At 66.9% G+C, this 18,062-nt stretch carries 19 protein-coding genes; 7 read left to right on the forward strand and 12 right to left on the reverse strand.

The annotated features are described in order from the left end of the window. Nucleotides 1-5: 5 nt before the first annotated feature. From OVA31_RS04065 to OVA31_RS04090, 6 genes are all read left to right on the forward strand, one after another. The gene (locus OVA31_RS04065) at nt 6-1,367 is read left to right on the forward strand and encodes an LLM class flavin-dependent oxidoreductase (protein ID WP_267629823.1); all 1,362 of its coding nucleotides are present in this window, start codon (nt 6-8) and stop codon (nt 1,365-1,367) included. Further along, nucleotides 1,364-2,632, forward strand: a complete 1,269-nt coding sequence (locus OVA31_RS04070; protein ID WP_267629824.1) for an MFS transporter — start codon at nt 1,364-1,366, stop codon at nt 2,630-2,632. The genes OVA31_RS04065 and OVA31_RS04070 overlap by 4 nt, the downstream gene beginning before the upstream one ends. Further along, nucleotides 2,629-3,471, forward strand: coding sequence for a nitroreductase family protein (locus tag OVA31_RS04075; RefSeq protein ID WP_420714137.1), 843 nt, complete (start codon nt 2,629-2,631; stop codon nt 3,469-3,471). Before OVA31_RS04070 ends, OVA31_RS04075 begins: the two co-directional genes overlap by 4 nt. 28 nt (nt 3,472-3,499) lie before the next feature. Then, nucleotides 3,500-3,952, forward strand: a complete 453-nt coding sequence (dtd, locus tag OVA31_RS04080) for a D-aminoacyl-tRNA deacylase (RefSeq protein ID WP_267629825.1) — start codon at nt 3,500-3,502, stop codon at nt 3,950-3,952. Between the two features lie 51 nt (nt 3,953-4,003). Further along, complete coding sequence (gene fdhD, locus OVA31_RS04085; RefSeq protein ID WP_267629826.1) at nt 4,004-4,888, forward strand: formate dehydrogenase accessory sulfurtransferase FdhD; 885 nt, start codon at nt 4,004-4,006, stop codon at nt 4,886-4,888. 68 nt (nt 4,889-4,956) lie between these two features. Continuing rightward, nucleotides 4,957-6,402 carry an alanine--tRNA ligase-related protein gene (locus OVA31_RS04090; protein ID WP_267629827.1) on the forward strand — a complete coding sequence of 482 codons (1,446 nt, stop codon included), beginning with the start codon at nt 4,957-4,959 and terminating at the stop codon, nt 6,400-6,402. Nucleotides 6,403-6,414: 12 nt separating this feature from the next. Here OVA31_RS04090 and OVA31_RS04095 read toward each other — a convergent pair whose 3' ends face one another. The 12 genes from OVA31_RS04095 to OVA31_RS04150 all read right to left on the reverse strand — a co-directional run bounded on the left by OVA31_RS04095 (nt 6,415) and on the right by OVA31_RS04150 (nt 16,876). After that, on the reverse strand, nt 6,415-8,562 hold the full coding sequence (locus OVA31_RS04095; RefSeq protein ID WP_267629828.1) for a bifunctional lysylphosphatidylglycerol flippase/synthetase MprF: 2,148 nt from the start codon (nt 8,560-8,562) through the stop codon (nt 6,415-6,417). Next, a complete protein-coding gene (locus tag OVA31_RS04100) occupies nt 8,559-9,851 on the reverse strand; it encodes an alpha/beta hydrolase (RefSeq protein WP_267629829.1) in 1,293 nt (430 codons plus the stop codon). The genes OVA31_RS04095 and OVA31_RS04100 overlap by 4 nt, the downstream gene beginning before the upstream one ends. A gap of 268 nt (nt 9,852-10,119) precedes the next feature. Then, entirely contained in the window at nt 10,120-10,914 is a 795-nt protein-coding gene (gene map, locus OVA31_RS04105) for a type I methionyl aminopeptidase (protein ID WP_267629830.1), read from the reverse strand. 35 nt (nt 10,915-10,949) lie between these two features. Further along, on the reverse strand, nt 10,950-11,504 hold the full coding sequence (locus tag OVA31_RS04110) for an adenylate kinase (protein ID WP_267629831.1): 555 nt from the start codon (nt 11,502-11,504) through the stop codon (nt 10,950-10,952). Continuing rightward, nucleotides 11,501-12,826, reverse strand: coding sequence for a preprotein translocase subunit SecY (gene secY, locus OVA31_RS04115; protein WP_267629832.1), 1,326 nt, complete (start codon nt 12,824-12,826; stop codon nt 11,501-11,503). Before secY ends, OVA31_RS04110 begins: the two co-directional genes overlap by 4 nt. Before the next feature lie 231 nt (nt 12,827-13,057). Next, nucleotides 13,058-13,498 (reverse strand): 50S ribosomal protein L15, encoded by a 441-nt coding sequence (rplO, locus tag OVA31_RS04120; RefSeq protein ID WP_267629833.1) that lies wholly within the window; start codon nt 13,496-13,498, stop codon nt 13,058-13,060. Next, a complete protein-coding gene (gene rpmD, locus OVA31_RS04125; protein WP_164308718.1) occupies nt 13,498-13,680 on the reverse strand; it encodes a 50S ribosomal protein L30 in 183 nt (60 codons plus the stop codon). Before rpmD ends, rplO begins: the two co-directional genes overlap by 1 nt. Beyond that, entirely contained in the window at nt 13,680-14,339 is a 660-nt protein-coding gene (gene rpsE, locus OVA31_RS04130) for a 30S ribosomal protein S5 (protein ID WP_164308717.1), read from the reverse strand. Before rpsE ends, rpmD begins: the two co-directional genes overlap by 1 nt. A gap of 46 nt (nt 14,340-14,385) precedes the next feature. After that, nucleotides 14,386-14,790 (reverse strand): 50S ribosomal protein L18, encoded by a 405-nt coding sequence (rplR, locus tag OVA31_RS04135; RefSeq protein ID WP_164308716.1) that lies wholly within the window; start codon nt 14,788-14,790, stop codon nt 14,386-14,388. A gap of 3 nt (nt 14,791-14,793) precedes the next feature. Continuing rightward, nucleotides 14,794-15,330 carry a 50S ribosomal protein L6 gene (rplF, locus tag OVA31_RS04140; protein WP_267629834.1) on the reverse strand — a complete coding sequence of 179 codons (537 nt, stop codon included), beginning with the start codon at nt 15,328-15,330 and terminating at the stop codon, nt 14,794-14,796. Nucleotides 15,331-15,345: 15 nt separating this feature from the next. Then, nucleotides 15,346-15,744, reverse strand: a complete 399-nt coding sequence (gene rpsH / locus OVA31_RS04145; RefSeq protein ID WP_267629835.1) for a 30S ribosomal protein S8 — start codon at nt 15,742-15,744, stop codon at nt 15,346-15,348. A 460-nt stretch (nt 15,745-16,204) separates the two neighbouring features. Continuing rightward, nucleotides 16,205-16,876: an EthD domain-containing protein gene (locus tag OVA31_RS04150; RefSeq protein WP_267629836.1), complete on the reverse strand. Its 672-nt coding sequence runs from the start codon at nt 16,874-16,876 to the stop codon at nt 16,205-16,207. Between the two features lie 95 nt (nt 16,877-16,971). Here OVA31_RS04150 and OVA31_RS04155 point away from each other — a divergent pair, with 95 nt between their 5' ends. Continuing rightward, nucleotides 16,972-18,057, forward strand: a complete 1,086-nt coding sequence (locus OVA31_RS04155; protein WP_267629837.1) for a PQQ-dependent sugar dehydrogenase — start codon at nt 16,972-16,974, stop codon at nt 18,055-18,057. Nucleotides 18,058-18,062: the final 5 nt, after the last annotated feature.

Raw genomic sequence — 18,062 nt, forward strand, 5'->3', positions numbered from 1 at the left:
AATCCATGAGTTCACAACTGACCCGCCAGCTGCATCTGAACGCCTTCATCTATCCGGCAGGCCACCACGAGGCAGCATGGCGCCATCCGTTGACCCAGCCCGAGCGCGTCTTCGATGCCGACTACTATCAGCAGATCGCGAAGACCGCGGAGGCGGCCAAGTTCGACGGCATCTTCTTCGCCGATGGGCCGGCGCTGCGCAGCGAGGCACGGTACAACGCGGCAGGCAGGCTCGAACCGATCGCCCTGCTGTCGAGCGTGGCTGCGGCGACCGAACGCATCGGCCTGATCGCCACCGCGTCCACGACCTACTACGAGCCCTACAATCTCGCACGTCTGTTCTCGACCCTCGATTTCCTCTCCAAGGGACGCGCCGGATGGAACATCGTCACCACGTCGAGCGAGGCCGCCGCGGAGAACTTCGGTCTACCAGCACATCCCGATCCCGCGATCCGCTACGAGCGTGCCCGCGAGTTCGTCGATGCCACCGTGCGTCTGTGGGACAGTTGGGAGGACGACGCCGTCGTCCTCGACCGCGACGCAGGCTTTTACGCCGATACCGACAAGATCCACCGAGCCGAGTTCGTCGGCAAGCATCTACAGGTCCGTGGCCCGTTCAACGCACCGCGCTCGCCGCAGGGGCATCCGGTCCTGGTCCAGGCGGGCGCCTCCAACGACGGCCGGGCGTTCGCGGCCCAGTACGCCGAGGCCATCTTCACCGCACACCAGACCCTCGACCACGCACAAGCCTTCTATACCGACATACGCTCTCGTGCAAAGGCATTGGGTCGAAATCCGGATCACGTCAAGATCCTGCCCGGCATCAGTCCGTTCATCGCCGACACCGAACGGGGCGCCCGGCAGCTCGAGCAGGAGTTCAACGAGCTGACGATGCCCGCCTACGGCCTCTTCCAGCTGCGTGGCATCACCCAGGTCGACCTCTCGCAGATCGATCTCGACGCCCCTGTCCCCGAGGACATCTTCGGCGACGCCGGCGACGTCACCGACAACAAACGCAGCCGCAAGCAGGTGGTGGCCGGCATCGTCGCCCGCGAGAAGCCTACTGTCCGGCAGCTTCTCCACCGACTCGCCGGCGCCCGCGGCCACCGCGTCGTGGCCGGTACCCCGGAGCAGATCGCCGATACCATCGAGGAGTGGTTCACCAGCGGTGCCGCAGACGGTTTCAACGTGATGCCGCCGTATTACCCGGGCGGACTCGAGGTGTTCACCGAGACCGTCGTCCCGCTGCTGTGCCAGCGCGGCATCTTCCGCACCGAGTACACCGGCACCACCCTGCGTGAGCACCTCGGTCTCCCCCGGCCGGCGAGCCAGTTCGCCGGTGACCGCGTCGGCTCGCACGCGAGTTGAGACAGGTCAAGAACACCAGCGCCACAACACATCCGGTCGCCGCGGGAAACGCGGGCCCGGCAGGCCTGCTGCTGCACGTCCACGTGCCCAGCGCCCTGCTCGGGGTCGGGATCGGAGCCACTGCGCCGATCATCCCGCTCGCGGCGCTCGACCACGGCGCCACGGTCGCGGTCGCCGGGCTGGTGACCGCGGCGGGCGGTCTCGGGACGGTCCTCGCCGATCTGCCCGCCGGACGTCTGGTGGTGGCGATCGGCGAGCGGGGTGCGATCACGGTCGCGGGCCTGATAGGAGTCGCCGGGGTGGCATTCTGCCTCGCCGACGTCACGCTCGCGGCGCTCGTCGCCGGTGTCCTGCTCGTGGGTCTCGCGCAGGCCGTATGGGGGCTGGCACGTCAGTCCTATCTCACGGTGGCGGTGCCGCCCTCACACCGCGGTCGGGCCATCTCGGCGATGGCGGGCATGCACCGGCTGGGCAACTTCGTCGGACCGTTCATCGGTGCAGCGGCGGTCAGCCAATGGCATTTCACCGGCGCGTTCGCCGTCCAGCTCGTCACCGTCGTCGTGGCCGGTGTGCTGATGGCCACCCTGCCCGACGATCCCGGGGCCGATCCCCCGTCGCTGCAGGAGCTCTCGTTGTCATCGGTCCTGATAGCGCAACGGCGTCCACTGTGCACTCTCGGCGCGGGTGCCTGCGCGCTCGGCGCGCTCCGGGCCTCTCGGCTCGTCGTCTTGCCACTGTGGGCCGATCACGTCGGGGTACCGGGCCCGGTCATCGCGCTGCTCTTCGGTGTGGCCGGTGCCGTGGACGTGGCGGTGTCGTACCCCGCCGGGATCGTGATGGACCGCTTCGGTCGACGCGCGACGGCACTCCCGGCGATGTCGTTGTTCGCCGGGTCGTTGATCGCGCTGCCCGCGGCAACGACCGTCGGATGGATCGGTGTTCTGGCCGTCACTCTCGGTCTGGCGAACGGGTTGACCAACGGACTGGTCATGACGATCGGTACCGATATCGCGCCAGCGGACGCGCGGGCGCAGTTCTTGTCGGCGTGGCGACTGATGCACGACGCCGGTGCCTGCGCCGGTCCGGCGGCGCTGGCGGGCGTTGCCGCGATCGCCGGCCTGGGCCCGGGCGCGGCAGTCCTCGGCGCAGTGGCCGCCGCCGGTGGTGGCGTCTTCGCGACGTACCTCCCTCGACGGTCCCGTCCCGCACCCGATCGCCCCGCCGAATCCGTTCGTCCCACCACGTCCGCGACAGGAGAATCGTGACCACACACGCGTCCGCGAGCACGGCAGCCGTCCACACCGACGACCTCATCCGAGCGCGTTATCGAGATCCGGAGGTGACGTCGCTGCGGATGCGGTCGCCGACCATCGATCTGCAGCTCGCCCATCGATCGGTACGCGCCTTCCTCGACGCCCCGGTGTCCGATGATCAGCTCACGTCGATCATCGCGGCCGCACAGTCGGCGTCCACATCGTCGAACCTGCAGGCGTGGAGTGTGATCGCCGTCCGGGATGCCGCACGCCGGAGCAGACTTGCCGATCTGGCGGGCGGACAGGAGTTCGTCCGCTGTGCACCCCTGATCCTGGTGTGGCTCGCCGACATCGGGCGGGCCACACGACTGGCGGCGGGACGCCGATCGGTTCTCGGGGCCTCCGAGTACCTCGAGACGACGATCCTCGGGTTCGTCGACGCGACGCTCGCGGCACAGAACGCCGTCGTGGCGGCCGAATCACTGGGTCTCGGCGCGACATTCGTCGGAGCGTTCCGCAACCACCCCGACCAGATCGCCGCCGAGCTGGCGCTGCCCGACCAGGTGTTCGCGACGTTCGGGCTCGCGGTCGGATCGCCCGATCCGACCGAGTCGGCCGGGATCAAGCCACGGCTGCCGCAGAGCGTCGTGGTCCACCACGAGACGTACGACGTGACACGGGACGCCGGCGTCGACGACTACGACGGGCGCCTGCGGTCCTACAACGAGGAACACAGCAGGAAGGCCGGGTGGATCGATGCGGTCCTCGCGCGCCTCGCGGACCGGCAGAGCCTGAAGGGACGAGACGAACTGCGGCGACACCTCGGCGGTCAGGGTCTGCCGTCGCGGTGATCGGGTACGCCATGGCACCCTGGTGCGCATGCGTGCTGTGGTCCAGCGAGTCACCGAGGCATCCGTGGCCGTCGACGGGCAGACGATCGGTGAGCTCGACCTCGCCGCCGGCCGACAGGGACTCGTCGCCCTCATCGGCGTCACCCACGACGACACCGCCGATCACGCCGCGAAACTCGCGGACAAGATCTGGCGGCTGCGCATTCTCGACGCCGACGATGAGGGCCGCGAGCGGTCAGCGGCGGACGTGAACGCGCCGATTCTCGTGATCAGCCAGTTCACCCTCTACGCGAACACCGCCAAGGGGCGCAGGCCGTCGTGGAGCGCCGCGGCTCCCGGGCCGGTCGCCGCACCTCTGGTCGACGCCGTCACGGCCGCCCTCCGAGATGCCGGCGCAACCGTCGCCACCGGTGAGTTCGGCGCGGACATGGACGTCCGGCTGGTCAACGACGGCCCGGTGACCCTCGTCCTGGAGGTCTGAGGCGCATCGCCCTCAGCGGTGTCGGTCGTCCCGGGAGTAGCCTGACCTTCGATGGGACGCATCACCGCTCGACGGCGGGTGACCAGAGTCCGCGCCGGCGCGGCGCCCACCACACGCGCCGACGTGCTGGCCGTCGAGGAACCGTTGGAGATCCGCGTGGGTGGTTCGTCGCTGGCCGTCACCATGCGTACCCCCGGCGACGACGTTGAACTCGCGGCGGGATTCCTGGTGTCCGAGGGGCTCCTCGCAGCCGTCGACGATCTCCGGACCGCGCGCTACTGTGCCGGCGCGACCGAGAACGGGACCAACACGTACAACGTTCTCGACCTCGCACTCGCCGACCACGTCGGGCCGCCGGATGCCGCCCTCACCCGGAACTTCCTGACCACGAGCGCCTGCGGATTGTGCGGGAAGTCGAGTATCGACTCGGTCGTGACGCGTTCGGCATTCGATCCGGCAGGAGACGACCTGACCGTCGACAGCGCCACCGTTCTCGCGCTCCCGGACCGTCTTCGCGACGGCCAAGCGGTGTTCGACAAGACGGGCGGACTCCATGCGGCGGCCATCGTCGACGGCCGGACCGGCGAGCTGCTCGTGCTGCGCGAAGACGTCGGACGCCACAACGCGGTCGACAAGGTCATCGGGTGGGCTCTGCTCCACGATCTGCTCCCCCTGACCGGCCACATCCTGCAGGTCTCCGGTCGCGCCAGCTTCGAGCTGGTGCAGAAGGCCTCGATGGCCGGGATCCCGATGCTCTCCGCGGTCTCGGCACCGTCATCGCTGGCCGCCGAGCTCGCCGAGGAACGCGGCATCACCCTCGTCGGCTTCGTGCGCGGCGAATCGCTGGTGATCTACACCCGCCCGGATCGCATCACCGTCGCCGAACCCGCGGCCGACGAAACACACTCCCGGCGGAGCGACAACCGCTCGGCCTGACAGAGCGATGCGACAGGGCAATCGGCGATAGCCCTGTCCGGCCGGTCGCGAACTGGGAGAATACGTCGATGGACGCCCAGGAGATCCGGACCGCCTACCTCCGATTGATGGCCGAGCGCGGTCACGTGATCATCGATCGTGCGTCCCTGGTGCCCCGCGACGATCCGACCACGCTGTTCACCGGCAGTGGGATGCAGCCCCTGCTGCCCTACCTGCTCGGCGAAACACATCCCGCAGGCACCCGCCTCGCCGACGTCCAGCCCTGCGTACGGGCGCAGGACATCGAGGAGGTCGGCGACAACCGACACACCACGTTCTTCGAGATGCTCGGCAACTGGAGTCTGGGCGACTACTTCAAATCCGAACAGATCCCGATGTTCTGGCACTTCCTCGTCGACGTCGTCGGCCTCGATCCGGAGCGCATCTACGTGAGCGTGTTCGCCGGGGATGACGAACACGGCATCCCGCGCGACGACGAGAGTGCCGACATCTGGACCGACCTCTTCGCGCAGGCCGGAATCTCCTGCGACAGAGTCGATCTCATCACCGAGGAGCACGGGAACGACGTCGGCAATCGCGGTGCGCGCATCGCGTTCTACCAGGACAAGAACTGGTGGTCGCGCGGCGGTGGGCCCGACGCCATGCTCGTCGGGGATCCCGGCGGACCCGATTCGGAGGTCTTCTACTTCTACCCCCAGGTGGCACACGACACCGCCCATGGGCGACACCCACATCAGAACTCCGACGGCGGGCAGTACCTCGAGATCGGGAATTCGGTGTTCATGCAATACCGCCGGAACCCGCTGCCTGGGTCTCTCGGCGACGGCGACGGTACGCACGACGCCTTCTCCGAGCTACCCCGACGCAACGTCGACTACGGGGGTGGGCTCGAGCGCATCGCGGCCGCCGCCCTGGATTCGCCGGACGTGTTCCGCATCAGCCTGCTCTGGCCGATCGTCGCCGAACTGGAGCGGTTGTCCGACAAGAGCTACGACGAGCACACCCACGCCATGCGGATCGTGACCGACCACGTACGTGGCGCGGTGTTCCTCGCCGCCGACGGAGTGACCCCGAGCAACAAGGAGGCCGGCTATGTGATGCGCCGTCTCCTGCGACGCGCGATCCGGTTCGCCGCCGAGCTGGGGATCGAGAACAATGTGCTCACCCCGATGGTCGACATCGTCGCCGATCTGTACGCCGACGCGTACCCCGAGGTCCCGAACCGTCGGGAGACCATCGCCAATGTCTTGCAGAAGGAGGAGCGCGCGTTCCGGCGCACCCTCAACAAGGGTCTTCGCGAGCTCCGTCACATCGCCAAGGAACAACGCACGATCACCGGCGACGACTTCTTCACACTCAACGACACCTTCGGCTTCCCGGTGGAGCTGAGCACCGAGGAAGCGCAGCGCCAAGGGCTCACGTTGTCGGTCGACTGGCGCGCCGAGTTCGACGACCGCCGCGACGAACAGCGTCGACGCTCACAGGCCGCGACGAAACTCGGGGTCCACGACTGACCGGTGCGCCCGTCAGTCGTGGCCGCCCGAGGCGGCGAGCCGTACCAACTGAGTTGGCGTGGCATCCGGCAGATAGGCCCGTGAGATGGCCAATCCGATACGGGGCAGGTCACTCTCGTCGCGGAACGACAAGAACACCGGCTCGTGACGGGGATTGAACTTCTTCTTGAACGCGTGCAACGACCGGAACCCGTAGAACGGCTCCATCGCCGCACCAAGGCTGTCGAGCAGGCGGTCCATCCGTTCCGCCTCGGCGGCGTCGTCGCTGCGCGCCAGCGGAGCCCCGGACAGCGAGATGAACTGTGCGCCCTCTTCTTTGAATGCCATCGCCGACGACGCGATCAAGTACTCGATCACCGGCCCGAACCCGTCGGTGCGCCGTCGCATGACGTCGAGCGTCCACCCTCGCGGAGTGCCGGTCGCGTCGGCGCCCGGCCCGTAGACCGGCAGCCACGACAGCACGCCGTGGACGCTGCCGGTGTCGTCGAGGGCGAGGGCCACCCGGACCGCCGGATCCATCGCCTCGTCGACGCTGCCCAGCGTGAAGCCCATCTCCGGAAGTCCCTTGTCGCCCACCCATTCCTCGGAGATCGCACGGACCTGGGACTTGATGGAGAACGTTTCGTCGGCCAGCACCACCAGCCGGAACGAGATGCTCTCCTTCTTCGCCTTGTTCATCGCCGATCGGACGTGCTGCCAAGGTTTCCCCTTGAACGCGAGGTCCGGCAGGTCGACGATGGTGTCCTCGGCGATCTGCAGGCTGCGCCAACCCAATTCGTCGGCGGTGCGTGCGGTCTCGGTGCCAACCGAGAACCAGCATGGCGTCTTGCCGCTCTTCTCGGCGTGATCGATGAAGCCGGCGACCGTGTCGTGGAGATCGGCCGCGCGACAGACCGGATCGGCCAGCGCCAGCAGGGTTCCCATGTGCCGCTGATAGGCGACCACGCTGTCGCCCGTGTCCGAGAACAGGTACTCGTTGCCCGGCCAGGTGATCATCCACGACATCGTGCCGCCACCGTGGGTGCGCAGCAGCTCCTTGACCCGGTGGACCGGATCGCCGTCGACCGCGCCGCTGCGCTTGCGCCGCCACCGGACCGCGAACGCGAATCGGCCCGGGATCAGGATGGCCAGCACCACCGCCCACAGCAGGCTGGTGCCGACGGTGACCCCGCCCTCGCTGTCGAAGTCGGTGAACGCGACGAGGCCGACGACCAGCACGGTCAGCAGCACGTTGGCCAGGCCGAGAACGACCGCGACCCACCACGCCCACCGTCTGCCACGGCGCAGCTGGTCGGCGATCAGGAGGTTGACGACCAGGATCACCAGCATCGAGACGGTCGACTCGTCGTTCGCGTCGGTCGGTCCGAGAGGGCCACTCGCGGGAAAGAAGAAGACCAACAGGTTTGCTCCCGCGATGACCAGAATTCCGACACATCCGAGCAACCGGACCTCACGCCGGGTGCGCGGGAGATAGCCGCGTTCGGCCGTGCTGAACCAGCGTTCGCCGATCGGCATCATGACGATCGTCGCGAGTACGTACTGGACGGTGCCGAACGTGCCCTCGAACAGGAACGTGATGGCGACCACCGCACCGATCAGGGATCGAACCCTCAGGCGCCACGGCGAGCGCAACGTCGCCGAGGCCACCGCCACCGCGGCCACCACCATCGTGATCACACCGGTCCCCCGGGCCTGCGCCATGGAGTCCATCCATCGCCAGGATGTGAAGTCCTGACTGAAGATCCAGACCAACAGAACCGCGAGCAGCTCCGCCCCCACCTTTCCGCCGATGGCGACGATGGCCACGCGTGCGGTGCCCAGACGCCATTCCGCCCAACCCATCGCCACCGCGATCAGGACGAGGGCGATCACGTACTTCCCCGGGCTCGGCTCGACGACCGTCGACGTGACGATCGTCCACCATTTGTTCTCCTCCAAGGCGGGCAGCCCGAACGCGACGTCCACATACCAACTCTGGTGGGAGGCATGATTCCAGAGCGACCCGGTGAACAGGCCGATGCCGAACACCACCAACCAGATGACGACGGTGAACGGGACGCGACGCACTGTGAACACGACGGCCTGCAGCCGACGGCGCGCGCCTCCTGGCTCGGTCTCGACGGAACCGGTTGCGGACGGATCGGCTACTGGTGCGCTCATCGTGGTATCCCCAATCGTTCTGCGAGCCAAGGCAACTGCTGTCGGAATCCCGCAGACCACACGGCGAAGGTGTGGCCGCCGGGGACCTCGGAATAGTGCGCGTCCATTCCGGCGCGTCGAGCGGCTCGGTAGGTGGTGCGTAGTCCGGCGCGGTACTCGACGTCCTCGGACCCCACCACGAACGCCCCCGCCGAGTCCGGATACCGGCGCGTGGCCATCAGGTCCATCGGGTTGACCGCTCGAAAGGCGGCGGCGTCGCCACCGAATGCGACGTCGATGGTGCGTTGCCGGTCACCCAGCGTCGGCTCCAACTGGCCCGAGATGTCCAGGAAGGTCGGGTAGAGGCCCGGATGGTTGGTGGCGAGTTGCAACGCGCACGTACCCCCGTACGACAGGCCGGCCGCGGCCCAATGTCGCCGGTCGGTATCGGCCGCCGACAGGTTCTGGCGCACCCAGGCGGCCACATCGACGGTCAGATACCTCGCCGCGTTGCCGAGCTTCGAGTCCATGCAGAGCGGATTGCCGAGCTCGGTCCCGGTGGCATCGGCGACCACCACGATCGGTGAGAGCCCATCGTGGCTGCGCGCGAACGCGTTCATGGTGGTCCCGAGTTGCCCTCCGAGGAACCAGTCGTCGGGAGCCCCGGGCTGACCGGCCATCAGCACCACAACGGGCAGCCGCGGTGTCGGGCTGGTGAAAACTGCTGGCGGCAGGTAGATCTCGGCAGGTCTAGCCTCGAATCCCGACCGCGTCCCGGGGATGGTCGCAGTCAGGATCCGCCCCTCGTCGGACATCTCCGCGGGGTTGTGCCACCGACCGATCGGGACGACCGTGGCATCGGCTTCACCCACCTCGGCGAGCGAGACCTCTTCGGCGCCAACGTCTCCCAACAACGCATCCACCGTCGGATACGCGTCGTAGCTCATGTTGATGTGCGCCAGTCCCAGGGTGATCGCCAGCACCCCCGCGATCACGGTGGTGACCTTCTGGATGACACCGCGGCCGACGACGAAACGCGCGACCAACAGGATGGATCCCAGCAGGGCGACGCCGCCCCAGGCGTAGACAGACGTGGAGATGGGTTCGGGGAACGGACGCCACACCTTTTCCACGAGGTACTGGGCAACGACCGTGGCGAGCACGGTCACGACGACGGCCGCCGGCACGACGATCAACAGATATCGCACGCGCGGGTAGATGATCAGCCATCCGAAACCGAACAGACCGAGGACCAGCACGCCCAGCGGAACCCACCCGTCGACGATGGACAGTTCACCCACACCGCCCATCGCACGGCCTCTCGCCACGAGGTATCAGGAGGTCAGAGTAGCAACTGGATTCGTCCGCACGACCGATTTGCGTGTGGATGGACACACCACCTGACCGGCTCGGCAGTGGAGGACATACGGATCGAACGTATCAAGGGCACCCCAACCGGCGCATCCCCCTCGCACTCGTGAGAGTTATGAGGAGCGTAATCGACCCGACATCGTCTCGCAGGGAATTCGCCGATTTCCGTTCATCCGCGACGATCGCGAACGAGATGTCGGCACTGACTCAGGCCGGACGGGGCGTGAGGATCCTCGGCCCGTCCGCGGTGACGGCGACGGTGTGCTCCCAGTGCGCCGACCGCGAACCGTCATCGGTGACTACGGTCCAATCATCTTCCAGCACAGAGGTTTCGGTGGTGCCGAGCGTCAGCATCGGCTCGATGGCCAGTGTCGATCCGATGACCAGGACCGGTCCGCGATTCGGTTTGCCCTCGTTGGCCAGGAAGGGCTCCATATGCATCTCGCGACCGATACCGTGTCCGCCGTAGCCCGAGACGATTCCGAAGGACCGGCCGAACTTCTGTTCCGCCGCAACCGTTCCCGACTCGATCGCGTGGGAGACGTCGGTCAGCCGGGCACCCTCGACCATGGCCGCGATCCCCGCTTCCATGGAAAGTCTGGTGGCCTCCGAGAGTTCCGAGTCGGCCTCGGAGAGTGCACCCACCCCGAAGGTCCAGGCGGAGTCGCCGTGCCAGCCGTCGAGTATCGCACCGCAGTCGATCGACACCAGATCGCCGTCCGAGAGGATGACGTCGGAGGACGGAATCCCATGCACCACGACGTCGTTGACGGAGCTGCAGATCGATCCGGGAAATCCGTGATAGCCCTTGAACGACGGCACTGCGCCTGCCTCGCGGATCACCGACTCGGCGACCTCGTCGAGGTCCTGGGTGCTCACGCCGGATCCGGCGGCCGCACGCACCGCGACCAGGGCAGCCCCCACGACGGCACCGGCCGCGGCCATGGCGTCGACCTCACCGGAGGTCCGGAACGGAACCGGCTTGGGTTTGCGAAAAGCCATGGGCGCGACCGATCTCTGTCGTCAGTTGGGCGAGATCAGGACACGCCTGCGCCCAGCGCGCTGAGCACGCGCTGATGCACGTCCTGCACGTCGCCGACCGCGTCGATGGTCTTGACCTGCTCGCCGTAGTACTCGAGCAACGGCGCGGTCTCCTTGGTGTAGACCGCCATCCGGTTACGGATCACGTCCTCGGTGTCGTCGGCGCGGCCGCGTGAGAGCATCCGGTCGACGACGACATCCGCATCGACCTGGAACGAGAGCACGGCGTCGAGCGAGGTGTCCAGATTGGCCAGGATGTCCTTGAGCGCGTCGGCCTGCTCGGTCGACCGCGGGAACCCGTCGAGGATGAACCCCTTCGCCGCATCGGGCTCGCCGACGCGGGCACGGACCATGTCGACCGTGATCTCGGACGGCACCAGGTCACCGGCGTCGAGGTACCGCTTCGCCTCGATGCCGACCGCGGTTCCCTGGGAGATGTTGGCACGGAAGAGGTCTCCGGTGGAGATGTGCGGGATGCCCAGTGCCTCGGACAGCAGTTCCGCCTGAGTGCCCTTGCCAGCGCCGGGGGGGCCGAGAATCACGAGTCTCACTTGAGGAACCCTTCGTACTTGCGTTGCATCAGTTGACTGTTGACTTGCTTCATCGTGTCCAGACCCACGCCGACCATGATCAACACGGCCGTGCCCCCGAATGGCAGGTTCTGGGCACCGCCGCTGTTCCCGATCTCCAGGAACAGGTTCGGCAGTACCGCGATGATACCGAGGTAGATCGAACCCGGCAGCGTGATGCGGCTCAGCACGTAGCCGAGATAGTCCGCGGTCGGCGATCCCGGACGGATGCCGGGGATGAACCCGCCGTACTTCTTCATGTCATCGGCGCGTTCCTCCGGATTGAAGGTGACCGCCACGTAGAAGTACGTGAAGAAGATGATCATCAGGAAGTACACGAGGATGTAGACCCAGCTGCTGGGGTCGGTCAGGTACTGATTGATGTAGCGCTGCCAGGTCGACTGCTCGCCTTCCGAGTTCTGCGTCAACTGCAGGATCAGCTGCGGCAGGTACAGCAGAGAGGACGCGAAGATCACCGGGATGACGCCGGCCTGGTTGACCTTCAGCGGTAGATAGGTCGACGAGCCGCCGTACATCTTGCGGCCGACCATCCGCTTCGCGTACTGCACCGGGATACGCCGCTGGCCCTGCTCGATGAACACGACACCGGCGACGATGACCAATGCCGCCACACAGACGAGGCCGAAGACCAGGCCGCCGCGGGTGTCGAGGATCATCTTGCCCTCGGACGGGATGCGTGCCGCGATACCGGCGAAGATCAGCAGCGACATACCGTTGCCGATGCCCCGCTCGGTGATCAGCTCGCCGAACCACATCACCACACAGGCACCGGCGGTCATCACGAGCACGATGATCGCGAGGCCGAAGATGGACTGGTCGTTGAGGATCTGATCGGCCTGTGAACAGTCCTGGAGGAGCTGTCCACGATCGGCGAGCGCGACGATGCCGGTCGACTGCAGCAATGCGAGCGCAACCGTCAGGTAGCGCGTGTACTGCGTCATCTTGGCCTGGCCGGACTGGCCCTCCTTGCGCAACTGCTCGAAGCGCGGGATGACGACGGTCAGCAACTGCACGATGATGCTGGCGGTGATGTACGGCATGATGCCGATCGCGAACACCGACAGCTGCAGCAACGCACCGCCGGAGAACATGCTGATCAACGAATAGATATCGGCGGAGCTGCCGTGAGACACCTCATCGAGGCACGCATGGACGGCTTTGTAGTCGACACCGGGGGAAGGAATGGTCGCACCCAGTCGATACAGCACGATGATGCCGACGACGAAGAGGATCTTCTTCCTCAGATCGGGCGTCCGGAAGGCCGCGACGAGGGGGGAAAACACTAACTCCTCCTAGGAACGACCACGCGGATGGACTCGGACGTCCCCCCACGTGCTCGGCAATCGACGTTGATCGAAGCGTCAAGACAACGCTTGAACTCTAACAGTCACGCCATCGGCCCTCGTCAGCGCGACGGGGTGATGTCCGCCTTGCGCGATTGGCCTCATGACGCCGAAACCGTCGGCGGGCGGGCAGCGCCGTTTCCGTGCTGCCTGCCGCCGACGGTATGTGGCTCAGAGTTCGGTGACGCTGCCTCCGGCAGCGGCGATCTTCTCTTTGGCCGAGGCCGTGAACTTGTTGGCGGTGACGTTGACCGCGACACCGAGGTCGCCGTCGCCGAGCACCTTGACCAACTGGTTCTTGCGAACCGCACCGGCCGCGACGAGCTCGTCGACCCCGATGGTGCCGCCCTGCGGGAACAGCTTGGCGATGTCACCCACGTTGACGACCTGGTACTCGACCCGGTTGCGGTTGGTGAAGCCCTTCAGCTTCGGCAACCGCATGTGGATCGGCATCTGGCCACCCTCGAACGCGGCGGGCACGTTCTTGCGTGCCTTGGTGCCCTTGGTGCCGCGGCCTGCGGTCTTACCCTTGGACCCCTCACCGCGACCCACACGGGTCTTGTCTGTCTTCGCGCCCGGAGCGGGGCGAAGATGATGGAGCTTGATTGTCATTACTTGACCTCTTCGACTGTCACGAGGTGCCGAACCACGTTGATGAGGCCGCGGTTGATCGGGGTGTCCTCGCGGGTGACCGACTTGCGGATGCCCTTCAGGCCGAGGGTCCGCAGGCTGTCACGCTGGTTGCTCTTGGTACCGATGGTGCCCTTGATCTGGGTGATCTTCAGCTCTGCCATCACTTAGCTCCCTGACTCAGCGCACGTGCACGCAGCATGCCTGCAGGCGCAACATCTTCGATCGACAGCCCGCGACGTGCCGCGACCTCTTCGGGACGCTGCAGCATCTTCAGCGCGGCAACGGTGGCGTGAACCACGTTGATCGCATTGTCACTGCCGAGACTCTTGGCGAGGACGTCGTGCACACCCGCACACTCGAGCACGGCACGCACCGCGCCACCGGCGATCACACCGGTACCCGGGCTGGCCGGGCGGAGCATCACGACGCCTGCCGCGGCCTCACCCTGCACGGGGTGGGTCACGGTGCCGCCGATCAGGGGCACGCGGAAGAAGTTCTTGCGAGCCTCTTCGACGCCCTTCTGGATGGCCGCAGGAACTTCCTTGGCCTTGCCGTAGCCGACTCCGACCATGCCCTGGCCGTCGCCGACGACCACGAGGGCGGTGAAGGAGAACCGACGTCCACCCTTGACCACCTTGGAGACACGGTTGATGGCGACGACACGCTCGAGCTGGTTGCGGTCCTCGCGATCGCGACCACCACGGTCGTCGCGGCGGCCGCGACCGCCGCCACCGCGACGGTCGTTGCCGCCGCCTGCTGCGTTCGAGTTGTTGTCGTTTCCGGCGGGTCCGTTTCCGCCGTCACGCTGACGTCCGGGCATCAGAGGTCCCCTCCGGTCATGTCGGTAGTGCTGGTGTAGATGGTCATCAGAAGCTCAACCCTCCCTCGCGGGCGGCGTCGGCGAGCGCGGCGATCCGGCCGTGGTAGTCCTTACCACCACGGTCGAACACGACGGCCTCGACACCGGCGGCCTTGGCGCGGGCAGCGATCAGCTCGCCGACCTTGCGGGCCTGCGCGGACTTGTCGCCGCCGGCCGCACGCACGTCTGCCTCGATCGACGATGCCGCGGCCAGGGTCTTGCCTGCCAGATCGTCGATGAGCTGCACGTGGATGTGGCGCGAGCTGCGCTTGACCGCGAGACGCGGACGCTCCGGGGTGCCGCTGACCTTCTTGCGCAGGCGGAAATGACGATTCGTGGTCGCGGTGCGACGACGAGTCGAGATGTCCCGGCCGAGCGGCTTGCGGGTGCTCTTGGTTGCTGTGTCAGTCATGGCTTACTTACCCGTCTTTCCGACCTTGCGACGGATCTGCTCACCCTCGTAGCGAATGCCCTTGCCCTTGTAGGGGTCCGGACGACGCAGGCGGCGGATGTTCGCCGAGATCTGGCCGACTTGCTGCTTGTCGATACCCGAGACCGAGAACTTGGTGGGCGACTCGACGGCGAAGCTGATGCCGTCGGGTGCCTCGATCGGCACGGGGTGGCTGTAGCCGAGGGCGAACTCGAGGTCACTGCCCTTGGCCTGCACGCGGTAGCCGACACCGAAGATCTCCATCTTCGTGGTGTAGCCCTGCGTGACGCCGACGACGAGGTTGTTCACCAGCGACCGGCTCAAACCGTGCAGTGCACGGCTGCGGCGCTCGTCATTCGGCCGGCTGACAACGACCGCGTTGTCTTCCTTGGCGATGGTGATCGGCTCCGACACGGTCAGGCTCAATTCACCCTTGGGGCCCTTGACCTTCACGTTCTGGCCGTCGATCGTGACGTCGACACCAGCGGGGATCTCGATGGGGTTCTTACCGATACGCGACATGTTGAGACCTCCCCCTTACCAGACGTAAGCGAGGACTTCGCCGCCCACGCGCTGATTGGCTGCCTGACGGTCGGTGAGCAGACCCGATGACGTGGAGATGATGGCCACGCCGAGGCCGCCCAGAACCTTGGGCATGTTGGTGGACTTTGCGTACACCCGAAGACCCGGCTTCGAGACGCGGCGCAGACCAGCAATGCTGCGCTCACGGCTGGGGCCGTACTTCAGGGAGACGACGAGGTTCTTGCCGACCTCCGCATCTTCGGTGCGGTAGTCGGTGATGTAGCCCTCGCGCTTCAGGATCTCGGCGATGTTCACCTTGATCTTCGACGACGGGAGGGTCACCTCGTCGTGGAACGCCGAATTGGCGTTACGCAGACGTGTCAAGAAGTCTGCGATCGGGTCAGTCATGGTCATGGTTGACCGTCAACCTTTCTCGTAGCGGTTCCCATACAGCGCCTGCCCGGGTTTTGATCCCCTGACCTGCGGTGGGCCTTCCACGAAGCGGATAGTTGTGAAAAGGTTCTCGCCGCCGATGCCCTCGGTTTTTCACCGGCACCGGAGACTATTCGGTTGTGGCGTGCGCGCCCCGGGGAAGACCGCAGAGCGCAGGCAACCGCTCTAGTGTAGAGAATTCGCTGGCCAGACCCAAATCGCTGCGATCGAGGCCTCCTCGCGTGATCTCGATACGCCGTCTCGCAAGCTCGACGGCTACTCGATCGGCGGCGGAATCCGTCGCCCAGTCACCATCTGTCGGTTGAGTGGGCACCCGCCGCACGACGGCCCGGCGCCACCCATTGTCGGTTGAGTAGGCACGAGCGAGCGAAGCGAGCCCGAGCCGTATCGAAACCCCCGCGTATCCCCGACCCATCGACCATCACCCCAGCACGAAGTCGAACCTCGAGGTCGGCACCACGTCGAGGTTGCGGTCCGCACCGAATCGGCCGACGCTCTCGAGCATCCGCGTCATGCGGCGCTCGAGTTCCTGCTGGTCACCGCCGCTTCCATAGAAGGCGTGGACGTCGGAGACGGCAGCCATCGGGAACAGCTCCTCGACGATGGCGTCGACCGCCGGGGCGTCGGCGGTCAGTGGTCGGCCGACGATGTTCTGGTAGTAGCCGAAGGTCGCCTGGGTCTCGATGGCCACCTGCGTGTGCTCGTCCAGCCACCGGTGCAGCCAGTCGGCGCGCGCGAGGTCGCCGGGTCTCCGAAGGAACGCGACGTTGCTCAACGCCTCTATCCGGGTGCCGTCGGCGGGGAGTACCGGATCCAGCGGTGCGCGCTCATCGACCTCCCACGCGGCCAGTCGCGCGACCCGTCCGGCGAGCACATCGAGTACCGGGGCCAGATCCGCGGCCCAGACACTCACGACGCCACCGATCGGCGGATCGAGCTCGTCGATGCGCATCGCGCCTGCGACCGAGTCGTCGCCGACATTCACCTGCAACCGTCGCGCGCCCGCTGCCGCGCACTCCTCGACCAGATCCGCCGCACGCAGCGTCGCACTCAGATCCTCCCCCCACACCACCGCAATCGCCTTCGAGTCCATGACGCGCCACGGTAGCCGCCCGACGCGGCGCGGCTCCGCAGAACCGGGTGACCGAGCCGTCTGCACGGACCGGGCATTTCCGGCACCATCGGGTGATGAACCGGCGACAGTTCCTCACCGTAGGGGCCGTCGCGGGCCTGTCGGTGGCGGCGAGCGCATGCACCGGGGGCGCGGACACGCCGCCGGCGTCGTCGGCGACATCGACAGGACCGAATCCCGACGCTCCCCGGGTGTCGACCGTTGCCGACGGCCTGAACGTCCCGTGGGCGATCGCCTTCCTAAGCGACGGAAGTGCCCTGGTCACCCAGCGTGACGACGCCACCATCGCCCGCGTCTCACCCGACGGAACCGTCGCGACCGTCGGTGACGTGTCGGGCGTTGCCCCGCGCGGCGAAGGCGGCTTGCAGGGCATCGCCATCGCACCGGGTGATGAGTCGGCCGTGTTCGTCTACTACACCTCCGAGGACGACAACCGATTGGTGCGGATGGATTTCGACGGGCGCCGCGTCACCTCTCCCCGCCCGTTGCTGACCGGTCTCGACGCCGCCTACAACCATCACGGCGGAGCGATCGGGTTCGGACCCGACGGGCGCCTCTACGTCGCCGTCGGCGATGCGGCACAGCGCGACGTGGCGCAAGACCTGAGTGAGCTCAACGGCAAGATCCTCCGCCTGGAGCCCGACGGACGCCCGCCCTCCGACAACCCGTTCGGGAACGAGATCTGGTCGTACGGGCACCGCAACGTGGAAGGACTCGCCTTCGACGGCGCAGGCCGTCTCTGGGCGAGCGAGTTCGGTCAGGACGACCAGGACGAGCTCAACCTCATCCGACGAGGCGGCAACTACGGGTGGCCGGAGGTCGAGGGGCGCGCGGGCGACGCCGGCGACCCGGGTTTCATCGCGCCGGCATTGACCTGGACGACGGACGAGGCGTCGCCTGCCGGGCTCGCGATCGTCGGGACCACGGCCTACGTGGCTGCGCTGCGGGGCCGCCGACTGTGGCGGGTGCCGCTCGACGGCGATACCGCAGGGGAACCCACGGCCATGTTGACGGATCGTCACGGCCGTCTTCGTGCGGTCGCCGCCGCGCCCGATGGCTCGGTGTGGATCAGCACCAGCAACACCGACGGCCGCGGACGACCCGACGAGCGGGACGATCGGATTCTGCAACTGACGGTGTGACCCGT

The sequence above is a fragment of the Gordonia sp. SL306 genome, assembly GCF_026625785.1.
Lineage (GTDB): Bacteria > Actinomycetota > Actinomycetes > Mycobacteriales > Mycobacteriaceae > Gordonia.

Coding starts and splice junctions, on each gene's coding strand:
- OVA31_RS04150 (WP_267629836.1), bottom strand. CDS start 16,876: ATGGACTCGAAGGCGATTGCGGTGGTGTGGGGGGAGGATCTGAGTGCG.
- rplR (WP_164308716.1), bottom strand. CDS start 14,790: ATGACTGACACAGCAACCAAGAGCACCCGCAAGCCGCTCGGCCGGGAC.
- rpsE (WP_164308717.1), bottom strand. CDS start 14,339: ATGCCCGGACGTCAGCGTGACGGCGGAAACGGACCCGCCGGAAACGAC.
- rplO (WP_267629833.1), bottom strand. CDS start 13,498: ATGACAATCAAGCTCCATCATCTTCGCCCCGCTCCGGGCGCGAAGACA.
- fdhD (WP_267629826.1), top strand. CDS start 4,004: ATGGGACGCATCACCGCTCGACGGCGGGTGACCAGAGTCCGCGCCGGC.
- OVA31_RS04095 (WP_267629828.1), bottom strand. CDS start 8,562: ATGAGCGCACCAGTAGCCGATCCGTCCGCAACCGGTTCCGTCGAGACC.
- dtd (WP_267629825.1), top strand. CDS start 3,500: ATGCGTGCTGTGGTCCAGCGAGTCACCGAGGCATCCGTGGCCGTCGAC.
- OVA31_RS04155 (WP_267629837.1), top strand. CDS start 16,972: ATGAACCGGCGACAGTTCCTCACCGTAGGGGCCGTCGCGGGCCTGTCG.
- OVA31_RS04090 (WP_267629827.1), top strand. CDS start 4,957: ATGGACGCCCAGGAGATCCGGACCGCCTACCTCCGATTGATGGCCGAG.
- OVA31_RS04100 (WP_267629829.1), bottom strand. CDS start 9,851: ATGGGCGGTGTGGGTGAACTGTCCATCGTCGACGGGTGGGTTCCGCTG.
- OVA31_RS04065 (WP_267629823.1), top strand. CDS start 6: ATGAGTTCACAACTGACCCGCCAGCTGCATCTGAACGCCTTCATCTAT.
- rpsH (WP_267629835.1), bottom strand. CDS start 15,744: ATGACCATGACTGACCCGATCGCAGACTTCTTGACACGTCTGCGTAAC.
- rpmD (WP_164308718.1), bottom strand. CDS start 13,680: ATGGCAGAGCTGAAGATCACCCAGATCAAGGGCACCATCGGTACCAAG.
- rplF (WP_267629834.1), bottom strand. CDS start 15,330: ATGTCGCGTATCGGTAAGAACCCCATCGAGATCCCCGCTGGTGTCGAC.
- map (WP_267629830.1), bottom strand. CDS start 10,914: ATGGCTTTTCGCAAACCCAAGCCGGTTCCGTTCCGGACCTCCGGTGAG.